We start from the raw sequence: 18,924 nt of genomic DNA, 5'->3' as shown, positions 1-18,924 counted from the left end.
TATGTTAGGAGCAATTATAGGCGATATTGTAGGCTCACGCTTTGAGTTCAACAATACAGATAACTACAACTTTGAACTATTCACAAAGGATAGCACGTTTACAGACGATACCATTTGTACTATAGCGGTAGCGGATGCAATCAATACGGGCGCAAATTACAAAGATAAGTTTCTCCAATGGTGTAGAGCATACCCCAATCCGAAAGGGGCATACGGTGGCAGCTTTGCCCGCTGGATAGCCTCAGACAACCCACAACCATATAACAGCTTCGGCAATGGCTCTGCAATGCGTGTTTCCCCGGTTGCATGGGCTTATGACAACTTGGATAAGGTTTTGATGGAGGCAGAGAAAACGGCTATAGTAACCCATAATCACCCGGAGGGAATTAAAGGAGCCGTAGCAGTCGCACACGCTATTTATTATCTGAGGACAACCCACAATCAGAAAGCATTTGAGAATATAATGCAATCGTACTATCCTCAATTCATGGTAAACGATTATTATGCCGGAGTATTTGATGAAACGTGTCAAGGCACTGTGCCGCTTTGTTTGAAAATTATTCGTGTAAGCACCTCTTTTGAGGATGCAATCAGACGGGCTATTTCATGGGGTGGAGATAGCGACACGATAGGGGCAATAGTCGGCTCAATGGCAGAAGCCCTTTGGGGTGTCCCCAAAGAAATTTCAGACAAGGCATTTGACTTGTTGCCTACTGATATGCTCAATGTAGTTGGTGATTTTTTCGGAAACTTAAATAGAAAACAATATGTATAAAAACGATTTACAATCATTTTGCCGCTTCTACAAAGGCGAAACGGTATGCCCGTTCAAAGATGGCGATAAGCAAATGTTTTGGCTTTGTGAAAAATGGTGGACTGAACAAACTATACCTGCCACCGATGCCGGGTGTAAACTCATTGCCCCTATTCTAAAGGAGTACACCGATGCCGGACTATCCAGCTTTGAATTGTACGATGGTGTGCCTATCACATTGAAAGCGGTGCTTTTCAATCGGTACTGCAAATATGCTGAAAGGGTGGATATAGAGGATTTTAGAAAGCTGTATCGGACTACATACATAAAAGATTAAAGTAAAGGCGCACCGTAATTGATGCGCCTTTCTTTTGTTGTCAATACTTGCAATAGAATCCCATTGGAGTAGAAACCATATCCTTTATCACTTTCGGGCTTTGTTCCAAAACTTCCATATCTATATACCATTTGCCATTTGTGTATTCGGCTTTAGTGATTCTGAATTTAGTGCCACGCTGTAGGATGATTTCATTTTCCCCCGTTGTTGTAGGCTTAGAAGTTCCGTTCCACTTCTTACCCGGACAATAGTCCCCATTGTCATGGCTTGAACCAAATGCAGAAAAAGGCTCTGCGTAGGTCATTTGTGTACCTTTCGGACAATAGATATTCAGACAAACGGGCTTACTTCCAAAGTTCGTATTCCGGCAATTACCACACGACATAAAGGAATCATCCGTACCAACCTTGCCAACAAGCTTAGACGGGTCAGATATGTAAGCATCCAAATCAGACAGCCCAAACCGATAGTTTACAAAAGCACTGATTTCGTCACGCTTTACCCAAACATCATCTTTAAGTGTGCTTCGGGCTATATATTGGGTCATATCGGCAATATGCTTTTCAGCTTCGGACAATCTACTACCATAGTAGTGATAATATCCCTTGATAGCACGCAAAGGCTCTGTTATGTAACTACTACCAGCCGTATATTGATACATAGCCGCCTTTTCATTGGTGCTTGCAAGTTTCCACATATCCACGGCATTATCAAAGAAATAATCGTTTGCATCCGAACTATGAATAAACCATTTCGCCTCATCCTTTCTTTCCTGCGTAAAATCGGAATCCTTAAACTTAACATCCTTGACTTTTGATTTACGCTTGGCAGCGGCTTTTTCAATGCTTTCTTTCCTTGCATTAAGTTCCGTAATGGTTTGTTGTGCCATTGCTTTATCATTGCCGTTGATTGCATTTTCAAGCTGTGCAATGAGCGATTGGTAAGGCTTGGACTTGGTAGAGAACTTAGATAGGTCGGCATAGCTATCCTTAATGGCTTTCCAATCTATCTTATCTTGAACAATGCCAATCTGTTTAACATAGGCTTGTTGTGACACCTGCCACGTTGGGTACTTCTGTTGTACATTGTGATAGTTACCACCTAAGAAGTCGTATGCTTCAAAATTCAGTTTCTTTAATTGTTGTTCCAAAGAAAGGCTATCCCATTGTGCCAGCTTATCAGCAACCGCCTTGTTTACGGCTTTTGCATCGGCTAAAGAGAACTTTTTAGCCACCTCCATAGGGCTATCTATGTAACCCAGTGAATAAATCTCCTTGCCTATAACTTTCAGTTTACGGGCTTCCAACATGATAGCGGACAAATCAGGGTGTTTTAGAGCCTCAGCTAAAGCCGTAGTATCAACGTCAGAAATACCACCCATAACACGGAGTATATTATTACCATAGTGATAGGTCGCTTTTCTCACATTCCACCGTTGCCGGATGGCATTTGCTTCCGCTTCCGTCCGGGCTTCGTGCCGGGCTTTCGCTATCTCTTTTGCAGTCGGTGGATAGATAACCTTTTCATTGTCCCGTAGGAAGTAGGGCAAAGTCCCTTTCTCCGTTGCATCCTTGATGCGTTGCTCATTGTCTTGCATCCACCCGGTAAATTGAGATGGCAGCTCTTTTACCTTTTCCTCACATTCCACCGTTGCCGGATTATCCCCGTCCAAAATCTTATCCAGCATTTCGTCCAATTCTTCTTGTTTTGCCAGTACGGGTACTTGATAGCAACGGCAATTCGGGTGCCACCCTTTCCAACAGAATGTTTTAGGGTACACACCTTTCAAATCATCGCAAATGTCAGATACGGGATGATTGTTGGATAACTTGATTTCAATTCCTACCACAAAGTCGAGTTGCGCCCAACGCTCAAAATCGGCTGTACGATACGCAATGTTGGTTTCAGTCCGTGCAAGCCTTTGGGCGTTACGTGCGGATGAACGGTACACGCCCCGCCCCGGATGAAAATGTTTCGGGCTATCATCCACCCATTTGTAGGAGTTGGCTTCTTTGTCCCAAACCCTGCGTTTCCACTTTCTACCATAGATAGGTTGCCCGTTCTCATCTTCCCCTACCTTGATACGGAAACGCCTGTAAAACTTATCGGGGTCTTGTAGATACTTCTTTATCTGAGCCGCCAAACGATTAGCCGGAACACCCTCACCAATCGCCAAATCCAAAGTATTTTCCAGCTCATCACGGAACATACCCGTATATCGCCAAACCTTTTGAGAGAGATTCAAACCACCGTCACCACTCTTACGGGCAAAGAAAGCATCCATAGCCTCTTTGTTGCGCTTGAAGAAACGGGCAAAGTGATTATCTTTTATTGATTGTTCACCGAACACACTTTTAACCAAAGCATCGTTATTCTCGTTAGATGCAAGCCATTCCTTTTCTACACCGCCCCGGATAATTTGGTAAACACGGCTGTACATATCCCTAAGAATGGGCGTAACTTCCTCACTATACCCATAGTCGGCAAAAGAGAAAGGCTTCCCATCCTCCAACTCCGTACCCTTTACCAAGTTAATTATTCGCTCAAATACTTGTTGGTAGATGATACGGACATTGGCAGCGTAACCCTCCGTTCTCTTGAAAAGCTCCGCTTGCATCTTCTTATAGTCTATGTACTTCTTCTTTGCCATGCCACTACTTTAGTTTAAAGTTGGTGCAATAGTCCTTATCTAAAAACTTGCTGTATTTATGGAAAGGGCATTTGCATAAGAACGGCTCACCTTTCCAGTTCAATTCGTGGAAGTCGAAAGCGTGTTTACAGTCCCTACAATGGTAGTTCTGCGTTGATGTCTGTTTCTTCTTTGCCATAGTCGCTATCATCTAAGAAACTGTATAACAAATCTTTTTTAGTATTGAAGCAATTACATTCATTATGCTTACAAATTGGGTCTTTATCACCAAAACTTCTATATTCACTTCTTTGCACCTCTACATATATAATTTTGGTATAATACTCCCCCGAAAGGGAACAAGTACCTACAGGTACATCACCTATTACCTCCACTTCAATATTGCTAATTTGGATTTTCTCCGGCTTATTATTGCGCATAATCCAAACCTTATCGCCAACATTGTATTTTGTCTTTATTTCCATTATTCAGCCCCTCCGAAAACGTCCATTTTGTTTAACTCCATTTGTTGCTCCATCCGTTCCGCTTCTTCTTGTTTTAGCCGCTCTATTTCTTGTTTCGCATCTTTTACAAGGTAGGACAATTCTACATAGGTTTCACGGCTCAATGCCCCATCATTGTATTGCTTAGATAGGTCGGCAAGCAATTCGCTCACATCTTCCCCGAAAGGCTCTTGGAACTCATGCCTTAACAGCAAGGCATCATATTCAGCCTTATGCCGATAGTCAAGCACATTACCTAAAATAGCTATCATAAGATTAGCGTGGCGTTTCATATAATCATCGTGCTTTTCCTTGTGGCGTTCTGCCTTGATAACGGCAAGCAACATCACTTTGCGTATAGCCTTTGCCGAAAGGTTGCCTAATGATTTCATATTGTCAAAATCAATGTTGGGCGTGAAAGACTTTGAAAGAATGTGTTTATCCAATCTTTCAAACTCATTCTTTTTGCTTTCGCTCGCCTCATTCCATGTAAGGTAGCGTACATCACCGCCATTTTTGAGAATAAACAGTTTGGCTTCTTCTTCCGACTTTGGCAAGCTATTGAGGATTTCAGAAGTAGCCACCATTGCCGGGTTAGAAAAGCGGTCATTAGTATCTGCATCGGTGCTTTCCATTATTTCAGAGCGTTCAATCATGGGTTGCACCTCCTTATGTTCGGGCGTTTGCTCAAATATCAGCACGGGAATTTTCCCTATTGGATTATCCTTTATCTCAACCTCCCAACCCATTTTGCCACGTTTGGCACGATATACAGTCTCTTTAGTGTATATATCCACATGGTAAACGGTATTGTTGCCTGCCTCTGTCAGATAGTAACCCCACGCAAAAGCGGTAATCCGTTTGTATTGGTCACGAATGGTATAAATATCATCGTTGTTTTCCCGGCTCAACACATTCAGCAAAAGGGATGGTTTATTATCACTATCCCGGTACACATGGTAAAGAATGGCAGAAATGCCCTCCGCACCAGCCAAACGTTTAGCCTCTCTAACTTTGGCATTGAAATGTATTTCATTCAGCCAATCTTTGTAGTTCTGAAAAGCATAATCCGTACCCGTTGAAAGCTGTTGCCATTTTACGGGTCTGCCATAGAGAAACACCAAAGAAATTTCATTGATGAATTGAGGGTAAGGAATGGGGATTTTCCACCGTTTACTCCAACGTAGAAAGTTGCCTTTCTTATCGTAAACGGCTCTATCCTTACGCTCCATCACTTTGTGAGTGTCAATCTTATACTCACGTAAATTATTGGCGGCTTCTTCCGCATGGGCTTTCATCATGGAAAGAGCACGGGTCACATCCTTAGCCGTCAAAAGGTCGGCAAAGTTTTGTTGGTAGCCAATAGCCGCCTTTACCTCGTTAGAAATAATGTTTAATAATCCCATTTTGCTTTATTGTTTTTAAGCGGTTATACCTAATCTGCGTTCTATATCATCGGGTATATCATACTCGTTATAGTCAAACCATGCTCGCATCAGAAACATATCCCTCCAGTCCGGGGAACAACCAATATCCATCTTGATTTCTTCTTTGGGTTTCAATTTTAGTTTCCCGTCCGAATCAGCTTTCCATGTTTGCAGTTGTTCCAGTTCCCTTATGATTTCTTCCTTATCGGCAGTGCTTATCAAATCCTCATCTATCCCCACTTCCGTAGCGTTTATGTGGTCTGCCAGCTTGTAGCCGCATTGGGTCTGTAGGTTTTGGTAGTTTTCACCATTGAAAGGGGTAGAGTTGTTCACGAATCCCTGAATGTCGCAATTATCCACCACTCCACCGCCTACACCGTCCTCATCAACGATACATTTATGGTTGGGTATTCTATACTTCTTTTGCTTGTTGATTATCCACGTCTGAATATCGGTAGTCTTAGACACGGGAAAACATTGTAGCTCTATGATATGCCAACCGTCCCAAACGGCAAGACGGGCATAGTCAGCTCCGAAGCGTGCAATATCACCTGTAATATAGTTTGTACCTGTCTTGATTGAAATCTTATTCCCGAATATCTCACAGATTGCATCATGTGAACAAAGGGCGTTGGGGTTATCGTCATATTCCCAATTACCTTTCAAAAGACGTTCACGCTTTACTTTATCCTTTGTGGTTTTCAAGCCCTCTATATAATCGGGGTCTATGAATGGATTTTCTTGTACAAGGCAAGCAAGGTAGTACATATATTCGGGCAATTCCCCTTTCTTATCCGGCTTGTAGAATGTATCATACATCCAATTCTTTTTAGGGTTGCACGTAATGAATAACTTTCGCCTCAACCCCAGTTCATTGTTAAGGTGTCGCCCGATACGTGTTTTCAATGTATCATAAGCTCCAAAATTCACCTCGCCACCCTCTTCAATCCAGCCGCCTGTATATTCGATTGAGCCGTAACGCTCATACAGAGGGTCGCCCGGCTTATATTGCAAGTCCAACAAGTCAATGCGTGAACCGTTGAAAAATTCGATATAATTGTATTGCCCGTTATACTTGTACAAGGTATCATCAACCCCGTATTGATTGCAAACCTTGTAAAATGTGATAAGTGTAGATTGTGTGATACGCTTTAACTCGGCACGTCCGATAAACCACTTTGAACCGGGATAACAGAGGCACATAAACAGAAGCCACACCGCACCCGTCCATGATTTTGCACCCCCGGCAGCACCTCCGTACAAAAGTTCAACGTGTTCATTGTCGGTAAGTATCTTCAAAGCGTGTTCTTGCTTCTCATGCTTCAAACCATCCTTTACGGTGATGAAGTCGAAACAACCACGCTTGAAAAGCTCAATCTTCACTGCAAGTGCCATCGGCACGTCTGTAACCTTACTTCGTGCCATTGCCTGCCTTTATTTTTTCCAGCAAGGAATTGTATTGTAGCAACTCATCCGTAGTAAGAGCCGACAAATCCATGCTGTTGTTGGTTACTTGTGCGTTTACTTCGCTCTCTATCTGTTGGGTGGGCTTACCGAAAACCCTATCAAACAGACTATCTACCGTATAAGTCCTACCATAGCGAATATCTGCGTTAATGGCAGACACCACATTTAGCACCCACACGGGCGTTTTCTTGTTGGGCGTTCCGTCTTTGTTCTTAACCAACCCCTCCAAAGTTTCGGGCGTACTCTCCATCAAGAAACGGATAACCTTATAGTAGTCCTCTTTGCTCATTTCCGGAGCTACCTTTTTGCCCGTAATATCTTTGATGTATTTATACACGGACGGCTTCCTACCCGAATTTTGGGGTTGGTTATCAGATGAAAATCTATTCCCTATTTTATTTCCTTTCTCAAAAAGTGCCATCCGTTGATTTATCGTTGGTTTATGTGTTCTGCAAACACATTTATGAAGTAAAGAAAATCGGATAGCGTGATACCGTCCGATTCCCTTTACCCGGTTAATTATTCTATGATACTCTCTTGTGCCTTGTACTTATCCCAAAACCAAAGGATGGTATCACCGCCCTTTTCGTCTATCATTTCATCGTAGGCATCCAATTCCTCCAAAAGGGCGTTCGCCTTGTCAATTACCGAAGTGAGATGCTTTTGCTGATAATCATCAGCATTCCAAACCTCGATTTCACCATTTAATTGCTGCTTGATTACCTTAATCTCATCAGCGGTTAATTCTATCTTCTCCATGTTGCATTGAATTAATTTAAGCAAAAATACCTCTATAGTTTGTATTTCTTGCAGATTTCCTTTACTTTCTTGGTATATTTATCACTTTTACCATGTATCGCTTTAGTAACGGTTTCAGCCCAGAACTCCGACACATTGGTTTCCGCATACTTTCCATACCCGGATTTCTTATTGTCTTTCTTCCAAGACTTAAATAATTTATTCACTTCCTTTCCAGCCGCTTTTTGGTTTGCCCCTGTCATATTTGCATTCCATGTAGCGTGCGCCAGCTCATGCGTTACGGTATGGGCTACCGCTTTGTTGGTTTTCGTACTCCACCCACTCGCATAGCCTCTCTTGTGTGAGGCTTCCACAGCTTTTTTCGTTTGCATGAAATGCTTTTTGTTAAGGTAAACACCCTCTGACTTCCCATTAGCCGTAACGTGTACGCCATAAGTGCCAGCCGATAGTTCTGCCAACTTTACATTCTTTTGCCTTACACCAAGTACGGAATGATAGCGTGAAATAGCTTCTTTGGTTGCCTTATACAGAGCCGGGTCTTTCATGTTTACCAAAGGCTCAGGCTTACCAACAGAGCCTTTATATGTTGCATCACCCGGTTGCAGTCCTCCACGTGTTCCACTTGAATTTCGTCCCATAATACTTTACTTCTTTTTTGCGTTAATAAAATCTGTGACGTACAACAGCCCATGTTCACGGCAGAACTTCTGAATTTCCGTACCCCCACCATAAACGATAAGGTTTGGTTTTTCAAGCCCGCTTATTTCTTGGGCTACTTGCAAATCAGATTTAAGGCTTTCCATCCAACCGTCCAGCCCACGGGTAAAGAAAGCATTATATCCTTTGGGAATACCCATTTTGTTGTACTCAATAAACTTGTGAGAAACATTCAAGTCAGCATAAACTTTGATTCCGCATTCCTGGAAGTAACGAGAAAGCCAACGTTTCTTGTAAATAAGCTGAATGCCCCACGCTACAGGCGTTTGGTCGTGGCAACTACAATTCGGCTCTACCACCGCCTTGCATCCGCTTGTGAGTAAATTTATCGGGTCTTTGAAAAGAGCCTCAAAGCGATAATCGTCCACATAGAAATGATATGTCGCCACATCTTTACGCAAACGGCTGTTAGCACCCCACGGAGATAAAGGCAATTCTACCTTTCCAGCTTGCATATCCAATAAGAGATTGGGAATTTCAAAGACGTTATCGCTTTCATAAAGAACGTCCTTAAACATGGAACGGTAGAAAGATTCCTTTTCGGCTTCTTCCTCGCTTTGTTCCTCATCGTCCATTTCTTCCTCTGCGCTTTGGTCGGCTTCCGTTTCCTCTGCCTCTTTAGCCGCTTTCTTCTTACTCTTTCCGGGCTTCTCATCATCGGATGGAAAATCAAGCCCAATAAAGCCGAAATCTACATCTTTCCAAAACTCATCCATTTGTAAGGCATTGTAAGCCCAATCGCCATTGTTGATATTATCCCTCAGAATAATATCCTTTTCCTCATCCGGGGTCAGTTCCGAATAAAGAATAACGGGCACATCGGCAAGTTTCAGCTTTCTTGCAGCCTTCAAGCGTTGGTTTCCTGCCAATACCACCAGTTTACCGTCACGCTCCATAACCGCCAAAGGTCGGTGTTTCCAAAAGCCGTTTATCTTTATGGAATCCACCAGCCTTTCAAAGTCATTCTTCGTAATGGTACGTGGATTTTCAGGCAACAAAACCAGCTCCGAAACTTTCTTGTATGTAATCTCACTACATTTCATTCTCAACCTCCGTTTCGTCTTTGGTTTCGTCATTCTCCGAAGAATGGGAATCCGGCATTAATTGTTCCTCATCATCTTCTACACAGAAGCCCTTTCTAAAAAGTTCACAGAACTTCACAAAGCGGTAACGCCTGCGGTACTTCACATATACCAGCTTTGCACCTACGGAATCTTTGCCAATGGCATAGAAAGAACCCCGGTAATCAACGGGCAATGACACCGCACCATAGATACTAACCGAATCATCGGACACGCTCGTAATGGTTGCGTGCCTATCGTATTTGCCATTGATATAAACGTGTATCTTTTCCCCTTGCTTCAAATGCTCTTTTGGGGCAAACCTCCAAAAGTTCCTACCTATATACTCGGTCATGAGCAACAAGGCTAAAAAAAACAGCGTTAATCCGATAAGAATATACATACCCATAGCTTATTTGTTTACTTGGTGAATCATATTGCAAATATACTAAATATGCGTTTACTAAACACATATTTAACCGTAAAAAGAATACTAAAAGCCATAAACCAACATTGCACCATCACGTCCATGCTCATTTGTCTGTTTTTGCCATCCAGTCAAAGCCTTAAACCGTTCTTGTGTCAGCTTGGTTACATTGCGTTTCGGGGCAACCATTTCATACTCCACGCCCAACTCTTTTAGATAATCATCCCATATAGAGGCATCCCGTTTCACAGAGCCTACACCTTGCAACTTCTTACGTTCCATTTCACGGCTCATACGCTCCGTTCCGAACCACGTTCTTTGCCGGGGGTCTTCCACCCTTACAATCACTTTGTCACCTATACCAGCCTTATACTCATCATACAAGGAACGTACACGCTCCATCGCTTTATGTATAGGCAAAGAGCATACTTGAAGTAGGGAACGCTGCTTGCTATCCCAAACAGCGAACCCGGTATTTACACCCGTATCAATCCCTACATAAATCATTATTCAGCCTCCATTTCTCCGTTGGGAATCTGATACAGAATAACGCCCTTAATCTCGTTTGCTTCGGCTCTATCTCCGAAAATCTGAGCCATCATAAGGTTATTAGGCAGATACTTGTACCTCACCTCTTTAATGAGCGGCAAACCTATCGGGGCTTCACTTATCACGTGCAACGTCCATAGCCCATCCTCTTTAGATATGGTTACAAAGGCATTCCTATAGAGGAAAGAACCAACTTTATACACTCCGTAATCATCCACATCGGTAAAATCCGCTTTTGCAGTTTCTTCCAGCTTCTTTATGAAGTCGGGGCGCATACGCTTCTTTTTCTTCTTGAAGTATTCAGGGTAAACCACCATACCTTTGTTCTCTGCGTTGGCTTTCGCCAATTTTGCTTGCAATTCTTCTTTGCTCATAGGTCAAATAAATTTTTATAAAACTCAAAATTTTTGTTTTCTATCTTTATATCTTCCGGGTAATGAGTGGCGCATACGTACCATTCATTGTAGCATTTAGGACAAAACCAGCAATTTAGCACGGCTACATAATAGCCAGTATTAGAAGTACCGTTACATCTATCGCAAATACCAATACCGCCAATTTTAGCCAACTCGTTTCGGCTCAACTCAATCACCTTAAACCTTTTGGGGTTATCTACTATTTTAGCCATATCAGTATATTGTTTCTTGGTAACTTGAAGTAGGAACTTTCCCGGATAGGATAGCGTTTCCACACGTGATAAGCCCGTTATCTTCATCATAAGAGGGGACAAACACAATAACATCGAATCCGTTGCCTTTCAAATCTTCCTCCACGGCTTTATATGGGGTAAACAGCTCATAGCCTCCACTTGTGTGCAAATCGTTCTCATCACAGCTATTTGTTCGGTGCAATGGGGTAATCTTACACATAAATTTATCGGGGTTGAAAAGCTCTCTCAAACGCTTACCGTCTATATGTGTATCATCTGCCAAAGCAAAGTTTAAGGCATATTTCCTGCCAACAGGCATAGGCAGCGATTTTCCAATTTCTGATATTTCACCAAGTGAAAGCGAACTACCCGAAAACAGATAATTTCTTTCTTCATCATTCGTTGTATTGATGGAGAATTGAAGTCCGGCATCACCCTTATAAAGCTCGTTCTTTATGTAGTAACACCACTTATGTAAGAACTCAACCAGCTTCTTATTTCTCTTTGGCAGCATTGTACTTATAACCGGGTGTACCAAAGAATCGCCTATAAACGGCTCTATGTCCTTCTTTACACTGATTGCATGAAGTAACACATTTGCGTTCCATGTAGGCTCTCCCATACGTGCATAATGTATGTTTAGACGTTTCGTGTGCTTCACTTCCGGGTGTTGCTTGATAGCCGTTAGCACTTCTCCTTTCAAATCATTAAAAGTGGCATTTCTCCCAATACCCACTTTTGGAACATCGCAGAACTTGCAGCCCATAGAGCAACCGTACTGTGTGGAAATGGTAATCACCCATTTTTCAGTAAGAGGCATCGGCTCGCCATTGGGTACACCGTTCAAATCACGGGTAATCCCCAAAAAGTCCGCTTTGATATTAGCGTTCTTACCATAATCTCCAACCGTAAGGAACTCCAACATTCCCTTTTCACCTATAGCGGTATATATTTCGCCCGTAGGCACTACTATCTTCTTTTTAATTTCCATATCTTCAAATCATTAAAATGCAAATACTACTTTTTCGCCATTCATAGCCCTTTTTCGCAGGGTGGGGTATCGCTCATAAACCTTGTTAGTCATATCCTCAATGTCGAATTTGAAAGCTGGGCAATACTTATATCTGAAAGCCGCATAAAAGCGGTCATTCAGCATTATATCAATCATCAGCGTTTTCATGCCATCTATTTACCACAACAAGGTAATTTAGTGTTAAACACGTCTTTCAGCCATTGCTTGTACGGGAGAATTGGTTTACCGTATAAAGTCATATTGGCTTTGTAGTTCTCATACATTTGTTTGCGGAAATCCGCAGGTATTTGTTCCTTTTCTTTTCTCAGTTTCATTTTATGCCCCCTTTCTTGTATTCTCTCATCGCTTGGCTAAGGCTTTCCGTCTTATCCAATAGCCTTGCCAGCTTATCCACGTCCACGATAACCTCACCATCCAAATAAGCCCAAACCTTTCTCAGAGCTTCCGCAATGGCTTTTGCTTCTTTAGAATCTTTCAGAGAATTAAGAACCTCCTTATTGGTAGCTGTAACCCTACCGTTTTCTTTGGCGTTATCCACAGCCGACTTTGCAGCCTTTACTTGTTCTTTCTCACTTCCATAATTGGCGGCAATCTCCTTAGCCGCCTTAACCGACAATTCCCCTTTCATAATCCTTTCTTGAATGTACGGGGGCAAATCCAACAAGGAAAGGCATTTGCTTATGAAAGCCGGGCTTTTCTTGAACTTATCCGCTATCTCAACTTGGCTATATCCAAATTCTTCTTTGAAACGTCTGAACATGATAGCGCACTCGTATTCGGTAAATTTCTTACCCTCGTTACGCATCATCTGTTGAATATACAATTCTTCAGTAGAAGCGTCCTTTCGGGCTTTCATGGCACGAACATAAGGAATATCCGCACCCTCGGATATAGCCAACATGGTAGCCCTATACCTGCGTTCACCATCCACCAATTTATATTTCTCGTTGCCCTCATCATCCTTAAAGGCTATAACCGTCAGAGGATTTAAGACACCCTTTGCCTTTATTTGCTCTTTCAGTTCGTCAAGGTCAAAATCACGTCTTACATTGAAACCGTCCACAACCACGATATTACGGGGGTCAATCAAAAATAGGTCTGTATTCTTCGTTTTATTCGTTTCCATACTACTGTCATTTATTTAGTTCATAGTGCTTACAAAACTTCTTTCTTGCCGTTATCCGCTTCGCCAGTTTATAGCAATACATCTGCATTGACTTAGGCTCGCACCAGTAATATTTGCACTCACTACAATGCTTTATATCATCTTTTCCCATATCAGTACCTAAATGAAGTGAAGTGTAACACAACGCCCTCAAACACGTTACTTTTTGATTCACCAAAGAACCATTCCACAAATTGCTCAACTGTCAGACCATCATTCTTTGCCACTATTTCAATGGGAATTTGTTTACCATCAATCCATATCTGAGGAACGGCATCATCAACACCATAGGTCATAGTAATGTGCTGTAGACCTATTTTATCATACTGGGCAAACTCTCTCTGCTCAGAGTTGTACGGTCTGCCCGTCCATTCACGCACTGAAAGATATTTTTTGCCGGATGCAATATCTTTATATCTCTTATCCCACACGCCATTCTTATTGTAGCGTATAGTATGTATCTTCTTATGCTCTTTTAGTTTGCCCTCAAACTCTGTAGGCTTTCCAGCCAAAGAATGTGTAACTGGGAATACACGGCATAAGGTCACAACCACTTTTTTCTTTTCTGATTTTTGGTGTTGCATAGCTTTATTATTTACTTGGTGTATTACTTTCTGAATAATAAGCAAGCGTTATCACATCCCACATTTCGCTCACAATGGCAAACGAAAATGTCTTATCCGGGTGGGTACTACTTGGCATATCCAGCATTTCTTTTTGTATCGCCTCGTTCCAATAATGGCAATCGGGCGTGTAGTTAGATTGAAAGCTATTAATGCTTGCAATAAGTTCGTTGTAATACGCTTCACCGAAAGCATTAATGAGCTTTGTTTTGTTTCTGAGCGCAAATCTCATTTTCGATAGCTTTTTTGGCTGTAGTGCAGCCGTTCAAACATTTCTTCCATTCTATCAGCAATACGCTCTCCGTACCTGTCGCCAAATTCCTCATCTGCCAAATTGGAAGTGGCTATAGTGAATAGCTGCCTGTCATATCGGGCATAGATTAATTCAGTAACCGGGGAAAACTCGTTGCCCCAACTTTTCACGCTTGCTGGTTCAGTGCCCACATCATCAATAAACAAAAGTTCTTGATTCTTTAGCTTGTTGAAATAAGTCGGGTCATCGGCTATTGACTTGGCAAGGTTCAAAGCTGATATGCGGTACACTCCCTTTCTTTCGGAAGATAAATCACTATTGTACAAGATACCTATAATGTTGCATATCGCCTTTGCAAGCGTGGTTTTACCACTTCCTACCGTACCATACAGAAGCAAGCCGAACTTTCCGTTTCCGCAAAGGAACTTAGCCGCTTTGCCTATCTTTTCCAACGTGGCTTCATCCGAAACATACTTCATGTTTCTGCGCTCAACTTCTGACTGATAACACATCCTTAGCATTTCCGCTATGTCCTGTTCGGGAAACTTCTCAATCTTAAAGCGTGTCCCTAAAAGTCCTCTTTGCGCTTGGTTTGCCAATATCTGTTGCAGCCGTTGTACCAGTTTGTTGTCCATATCTATTCATATTTTCGTAATACTTATCTTTTACCCAGCCCCTAATAGTCAGGTAATCGGATTTATACTTCTTACCCTTAGAACCTTTGTAATTGTTGAGAATATCAATCATCGCTTTAGCGGCTTCTTCGCCATATTCGGTACATAATTTTGCGTATTCATCACGTGTCAAAGTAACGTAATCAGCATAATTGTACTTCTTGGCTTTTGCAATCTTCCGCTGTTGTTCATCAGTCAGTGGCGGTGGATTCTCCGGCAAATCATCGGGAAATAGGTCTGCTTGCGCCCCGTGTTGCGTTTCAGCCGTTGGGGAAGGTGTATGTGGCATTTCTGTCGGTGGCGTTTCCACAAGCGCATCAACTTTGGCTAATATCCGTTTACCCATAGTTACACCACCTTTTTTCCCAGCCTCAGACCGTTTTACCCGTATTGATTCCATCTTAACCATATCAGTGTTGTACAAAGCCCCATCATTCCTTACAGACAATAATTCAGCGTTAATCAATGATTCTATCAGCTCCTTTGTTCCACTTCCGTAGAGGGCTTCTAATTCATCAACCGTGTACGCACCGCCAATAGGTTTCATCATAACCCCACGCTCTATACTCACCCACATACAGCAAAGCATATCCAGCCACAAGCCCTTACAAGCAAATGACAACCTCATAGCCGCATTGTTGGATAACCAAGCGGTGGCATCGAAAGGCATAGGCGGTATGATTTTTTTATTAGCCATATTATGAGCTGTTATAAGTGGGGGATTTCTCCCCCACGATATAGTATTTAGATTTCAAGAATAGCAATGTCCGGGGCAATGGCACGAATGCCGTCTAACACCTCGTCAATACACTTATCTCTATAGTCCTCTGCCAGTTCGTTAGCACCGGGCGAAACAAGTTGCAACAACACATCACCATTAGAAAGATAGTGGTCGAACTCAACTTCAATAGGTGTTTTTGCAGTTCCCTTGAAAATGGCGATGTTAATCGTGAAACTCTTGGGCAAATTACTTTCTACTTGTGAACGGTACACCTCAGCCATAGAGCCGGACGGGTCACGCTGTTTCTGAATTTCAGTCTTGGCGTTAGCCGTGAAGTTCTTTAATACCGAAACGAGCTTCATACAATCCTCTTTTTGCATGAATACGCCACGATTCAAACGCAGGAACTGCCCCAGTTTAGCCGGAATCCAGCCACATTCTCCGTCATTGATACCGAACTTTGAAAAGACTTCCGATAATTCCACCGTACCTACAAAGGTGTTTTTGGTGTAATAATCATCCTCATTCACGGTAAGCGTGATACTCATTTTCTCACGGTTTACCTTAATATTCGCACGCTTTTGGTCGATGGTGTCAATACGCTTTTCCAACCAATCTAACGGAGTTCTGATAACACCTGATACAGAAATACTTTCCGGTTGCTTAATGGGCAATTCGTCCAATGCTTTAGGAGCATTACCAATTCTGTACACTACTTCGATAGGTTTTTCACCCTTGTACTCACCGATGTTCACGGTTAATCCTTTTCTTGATTTTCCATTTTACTAATGTTTTTGATGTTAATACTTAATCGTCCGTACCTGTCTTATCCATAGCATTGCCACGGATAGCACGGAATACGTTACGCTGTCTTTCTTCTTGTGTCATGGTTCTTTGTTCCAGCAAGTAACCCTCCGGGGAATAGAAGCCTACCATCTTCTCTTCCTCATCAACGAACTTGTAACATTCGCCCTTAATCCAATCGCCCCCGGCTTTCAGTTCATCACGAAGTTTAACTATGCGTTCCTCCAAAGGCTTGATTTTGCCTTTGTAATCGGCTCTGATTTCCGCTAATGATTGTTCCAAATCTGCCTTTTGAATCGCCACGTTAGCGAGGTCTGCCCTCCTTTCGTTGATTTCTTCTTGGTCGAATTTGCGTGTATAGCTACGCTCTACAATTTGGTCGCAGCTATCACGTAGAATCTGTGCCCTTTGTTCCACCGGGATGTCGGCTAACATGATGTCTTTCATTTCACCTTGTTTTTAGTTAATAATATGTTTAATAAACACACTTTTATTTCAAACGATTTCCAACGGTAAAGTTGAATTTCAAATATTCAGCCCAAAGTTCAATGAATTGCTGCCCGAAATACTTTGCCTTTTCTTCCGTTTCTTGGCACAAGCGGAACCCAATGTACGCACCCGCATTCGAGGAACGATAAGTCGCAAACAGAAAACCGAAACCCGCATCCGCACCACCACGCAAGAGCAGACAAAAGGGCACCTCTTTGTTCGGGATTCATATCCTCAACCTCTTTTTTAGTCCATAAGGCAAACCACGGATACCAATACACTTTGCTTCCCTCTCCATCCGGCTTTGGTTGGAAATTTCTACCCCACAAAGCCCGGCTAATAGTTTCCAACTTCATAAGGGCTATGATATGATTGGGCAAATTATTAGGGTCTTCAAAAATAGGCTCACCAAGTGCCTTACAAGCATCCTCATACGTGCGGATAGTCTTGTAATCGTCCAACGTGGGCTTTGCAGCCTCAAACACCTTCTTTCCAAACAGGCTTTCCATAAAATCCTTAACTCCATCACAAGCATTTGCATAAGCTGTTTGCAACTTGCTTTCTTCAATTTCTACTTTCATCTTTCAATGTTTTTAATTTGTTGATAATCTTCTTTGTTAATCTTATTGCGTTATCCACTCTCGTACTTTGTCCGGGTGGAATATTTGCTATCAAAATGGGCACTAAGCGTATCAGCTCAGATACCACGCTGTTAGGTATTCTTTTCATGGCTTCTCCAATATTTATCCGGGTCGGGAATATCCACATTCAGAAACTCTTTGGCGTACTCCCTCAGTTTTTCGCAATAGGTGGAAAATGTCACCGTGTCCATAGTGGCTGTAGAACATGGGAACTCTACAATCTCCCCCGTGTGCTTGTTTACCACTTTGTCAGCCGTCATTTGAGCCTTAAAAAACTCATGCACTTGTTCCACTGAAACGAACTCCCAACCAGCTTCCAAAAGAGCATCTAAAAGGATAGGGTAAATACACCCGAACAACCACCCGTTTTGGTCTAAAGAACGTGGTTTTCTGACTTTCTTAACCTCTATCCTATAGATACCATCCAAAGCGTTACGCATCCATTCGTACAGAGGCTTCAAATCAAATAACCCGTTTCTCTTTTCTACTTGGAGTTTAGCCATATCCTTATGTTCTATCTAAATCAATCGTTAAACCCGGCTTTGCCGCATAAACCACTTTCCCCGTATGCCTTTCCACTTCCGATATGAAATAAGGCTCATCGCTATTATTCTCGGAAAGGTGTAAAAGCACGATTTCCGAAACATGGGATAAGTCGTTTGCTTCCAAAAAACCCTTGCACGTAGTAAGCTCCATGTGTGAGGTAAGCAGACGTTCACGCTGTGAGGGCAACGTGCGCCCGGCTGTAATCGCCTCGATGAGCTTCTTATCAGAGTAATTGCACTCTATCAGCACATGGTTAAGCCCCTTGAACTGATATTCGCACATACAGCTATCGGTAAGAAATACCATCTTTCCCATATCGGGATGGTCTATCAGATAGCCGACACATGGCACATCATGGCAAGCAGGAAAAGGAAGTACCTTAAAATTACCCATCTTATAGCCTTTGCCCTCTTTAACCACCAAAGAACGGGAATCCCAAACGCCCTTTGCAGTCCATACCTCCCGTAATGCCAACGTGTGAAATCCACTATCCACCATTGCCTTAATATATTTGGCGTGGTCGTTGTGGGCGTGCGTTACCACACACCCTACAACCTTTCTCAGATTGAAATCCAACGCTTTCTTGACTTCTTGGAAACGGATTCCAGCCTCTATAATCAGAGCTTCATTACCGTTATCCAAAATGTAACAGTTGCCACTACTACTTGAACCAAGAACTATCAGTTTCATACGCTA

Annotated in this window: 26 protein-coding genes; 2 read left to right on the top strand and 24 right to left on the bottom strand. The window is 42.5% G+C overall.

Going from position 1 to position 18,924, the window contains the following annotated elements; all coding sequences use genetic code 11:
* The first annotated feature begins 1 nt into the window (after position 1).
* On the top strand, positions 2-775 hold the full coding sequence (locus AB5903_RS00465) for an ADP-ribosylglycohydrolase family protein (RefSeq protein ID WP_044300323.1): 774 nt from the start codon (positions 2-4) through the stop codon (positions 773-775).
* Positions 768-1,091, top strand: coding sequence for a hypothetical protein (locus AB5903_RS00460; protein WP_044300325.1), 324 nt, complete (start codon positions 768-770; stop codon positions 1,089-1,091). The genes AB5903_RS00465 and AB5903_RS00460 overlap by 8 nt, the downstream gene beginning before the upstream one ends.
* A 40-nt stretch (positions 1,092-1,131) precedes the next feature.
* Here the strand turns inward: AB5903_RS00460 and AB5903_RS00455 are convergent, their stop codons facing one another.
* The 24 genes from AB5903_RS00455 to AB5903_RS00340 all read right to left on the bottom strand — a co-directional run bounded on the left by AB5903_RS00455 (position 1,132) and on the right by AB5903_RS00340 (position 18,918).
* Entirely contained in the window at positions 1,132-3,741 is a 2,610-nt protein-coding gene (locus AB5903_RS00455; protein WP_044300326.1) for an ADP-ribosyltransferase, read from the bottom strand.
* Positions 3,742-3,875: 134 nt separating this feature from the next.
* Positions 3,876-4,205 carry a hypothetical protein gene (locus tag AB5903_RS00450; RefSeq protein WP_005655439.1) on the bottom strand — a complete coding sequence of 110 codons (330 nt, stop codon included), beginning with the start codon at positions 4,203-4,205 and terminating at the stop codon, positions 3,876-3,878.
* Positions 4,205-5,629, bottom strand: a complete 1,425-nt coding sequence (locus AB5903_RS00445) for a phage portal protein (RefSeq protein WP_005655441.1) — start codon at positions 5,627-5,629, stop codon at positions 4,205-4,207. Before AB5903_RS00445 ends, AB5903_RS00450 begins: the two co-directional genes overlap by 1 nt.
* Positions 5,630-5,644: 15 nt before the next feature.
* Positions 5,645-7,075, bottom strand: a complete 1,431-nt coding sequence (locus tag AB5903_RS00440; RefSeq protein ID WP_008642503.1) for a phage terminase large subunit — start codon at positions 7,073-7,075, stop codon at positions 5,645-5,647.
* Positions 7,062-7,538, bottom strand: coding sequence for a hypothetical protein (locus AB5903_RS00435; RefSeq protein ID WP_008642501.1), 477 nt, complete (start codon positions 7,536-7,538; stop codon positions 7,062-7,064). The genes AB5903_RS00440 and AB5903_RS00435 overlap by 14 nt, the downstream gene beginning before the upstream one ends.
* Positions 7,539-7,636: 98 nt before the next feature.
* Positions 7,637-7,876 (bottom strand): hypothetical protein, encoded by a 240-nt coding sequence (locus tag AB5903_RS00430; protein WP_005655447.1) that lies wholly within the window; start codon positions 7,874-7,876, stop codon positions 7,637-7,639.
* 32 nt (positions 7,877-7,908) lie between these two features.
* Positions 7,909-8,514, bottom strand: coding sequence for a hypothetical protein (locus tag AB5903_RS00425; RefSeq protein WP_005655448.1), 606 nt, complete (start codon positions 8,512-8,514; stop codon positions 7,909-7,911).
* A 6-nt stretch (positions 8,515-8,520) separates the two neighbouring features.
* Complete coding sequence (locus tag AB5903_RS00420) at positions 8,521-9,636, bottom strand: DUF4417 domain-containing protein (RefSeq protein ID WP_044300327.1); 1,116 nt, start codon at positions 9,634-9,636, stop codon at positions 8,521-8,523.
* Positions 9,626-10,063, bottom strand: a complete 438-nt coding sequence (locus AB5903_RS00415) for a hypothetical protein (protein ID WP_005655450.1) — start codon at positions 10,061-10,063, stop codon at positions 9,626-9,628. Before AB5903_RS00415 ends, AB5903_RS00420 begins: the two co-directional genes overlap by 11 nt.
* Before the next feature lie 84 nt (positions 10,064-10,147).
* Positions 10,148-10,588: a hypothetical protein gene (locus AB5903_RS00410; RefSeq protein WP_005655451.1), complete on the bottom strand. Its 441-nt coding sequence runs from the start codon at positions 10,586-10,588 to the stop codon at positions 10,148-10,150.
* Positions 10,588-11,004, bottom strand: a complete 417-nt coding sequence (locus AB5903_RS00405) for a hypothetical protein (RefSeq protein ID WP_005655452.1) — start codon at positions 11,002-11,004, stop codon at positions 10,588-10,590. Before AB5903_RS00405 ends, AB5903_RS00410 begins: the two co-directional genes overlap by 1 nt.
* On the bottom strand, positions 11,001-11,258 hold the full coding sequence (locus AB5903_RS00400) for a hypothetical protein (protein WP_044300328.1): 258 nt from the start codon (positions 11,256-11,258) through the stop codon (positions 11,001-11,003). The genes AB5903_RS00405 and AB5903_RS00400 overlap by 4 nt, the downstream gene beginning before the upstream one ends.
* Position 11,259: 1 nt before the next feature.
* Entirely contained in the window at positions 11,260-12,270 is a 1,011-nt protein-coding gene (locus AB5903_RS00395; RefSeq protein ID WP_005655454.1) for a radical SAM protein, read from the bottom strand.
* 12 nt (positions 12,271-12,282) lie between these two features.
* Positions 12,283-12,459, bottom strand: a complete 177-nt coding sequence (locus tag AB5903_RS00390; RefSeq protein WP_005655456.1) for a hypothetical protein — start codon at positions 12,457-12,459, stop codon at positions 12,283-12,285.
* Between the two features lie 163 nt (positions 12,460-12,622).
* Complete coding sequence (locus tag AB5903_RS00385; RefSeq protein WP_005655458.1) at positions 12,623-13,438, bottom strand: ParB/RepB/Spo0J family partition protein; 816 nt, start codon at positions 13,436-13,438, stop codon at positions 12,623-12,625.
* A gap of 152 nt (positions 13,439-13,590) precedes the next feature.
* Positions 13,591-14,061 (bottom strand): hypothetical protein, encoded by a 471-nt coding sequence (locus tag AB5903_RS00380; RefSeq protein WP_005655459.1) that lies wholly within the window; start codon positions 14,059-14,061, stop codon positions 13,591-13,593.
* 7 nt (positions 14,062-14,068) lie between these two features.
* Positions 14,069-14,332 carry a hypothetical protein gene (locus AB5903_RS00375; protein WP_005655461.1) on the bottom strand — a complete coding sequence of 88 codons (264 nt, stop codon included), beginning with the start codon at positions 14,330-14,332 and terminating at the stop codon, positions 14,069-14,071.
* A complete protein-coding gene (locus AB5903_RS00370) occupies positions 14,329-14,988 on the bottom strand; it encodes an AAA family ATPase (RefSeq protein ID WP_225665232.1) in 660 nt (219 codons plus the stop codon). The genes AB5903_RS00375 and AB5903_RS00370 overlap by 4 nt, the downstream gene beginning before the upstream one ends.
* Positions 14,909-15,724, bottom strand: a complete 816-nt coding sequence (locus AB5903_RS00365) for a hypothetical protein (protein WP_044300329.1) — start codon at positions 15,722-15,724, stop codon at positions 14,909-14,911. The genes AB5903_RS00370 and AB5903_RS00365 overlap by 80 nt, the downstream gene beginning before the upstream one ends.
* A gap of 47 nt (positions 15,725-15,771) precedes the next feature.
* On the bottom strand, positions 15,772-16,503 hold the full coding sequence (locus tag AB5903_RS00360) for a hypothetical protein (protein ID WP_368117586.1): 732 nt from the start codon (positions 16,501-16,503) through the stop codon (positions 15,772-15,774).
* A gap of 52 nt (positions 16,504-16,555) precedes the next feature.
* A complete protein-coding gene (locus tag AB5903_RS00355; RefSeq protein ID WP_368117585.1) occupies positions 16,556-16,999 on the bottom strand; it encodes a hypothetical protein in 444 nt (147 codons plus the stop codon).
* A gap of 98 nt (positions 17,000-17,097) precedes the next feature.
* The gene (locus AB5903_RS00350; protein ID WP_368117584.1) at positions 17,098-17,622 is read right to left on the bottom strand and encodes a hypothetical protein; all 525 of its coding nucleotides are present in this window, start codon (positions 17,620-17,622) and stop codon (positions 17,098-17,100) included.
* 131 nt (positions 17,623-17,753) lie between these two features.
* Positions 17,754-18,185, bottom strand: coding sequence for a hypothetical protein (locus tag AB5903_RS00345; protein WP_005655471.1), 432 nt, complete (start codon positions 18,183-18,185; stop codon positions 17,754-17,756).
* 4 nt (positions 18,186-18,189) lie between these two features.
* Positions 18,190-18,918 (bottom strand): MBL fold metallo-hydrolase, encoded by a 729-nt coding sequence (locus tag AB5903_RS00340; RefSeq protein ID WP_008642485.1) that lies wholly within the window; start codon positions 18,916-18,918, stop codon positions 18,190-18,192.
* Positions 18,919-18,924 lie beyond the last annotated feature (6 nt).

Origin of the sequence: Bacteroides sp. 2201st1_D9_2201SCRN_220225 (assembly GCF_040928965.1) — a bacterium.
Taxonomy (GTDB): Bacteria; Bacteroidota; Bacteroidia; order Bacteroidales; family Bacteroidaceae; genus Bacteroides; species Bacteroides stercoris.
The sequence above is the reverse complement of the archived record's forward strand: the minus strand, read 5'-3'. Positions and strand labels throughout refer to the sequence as shown.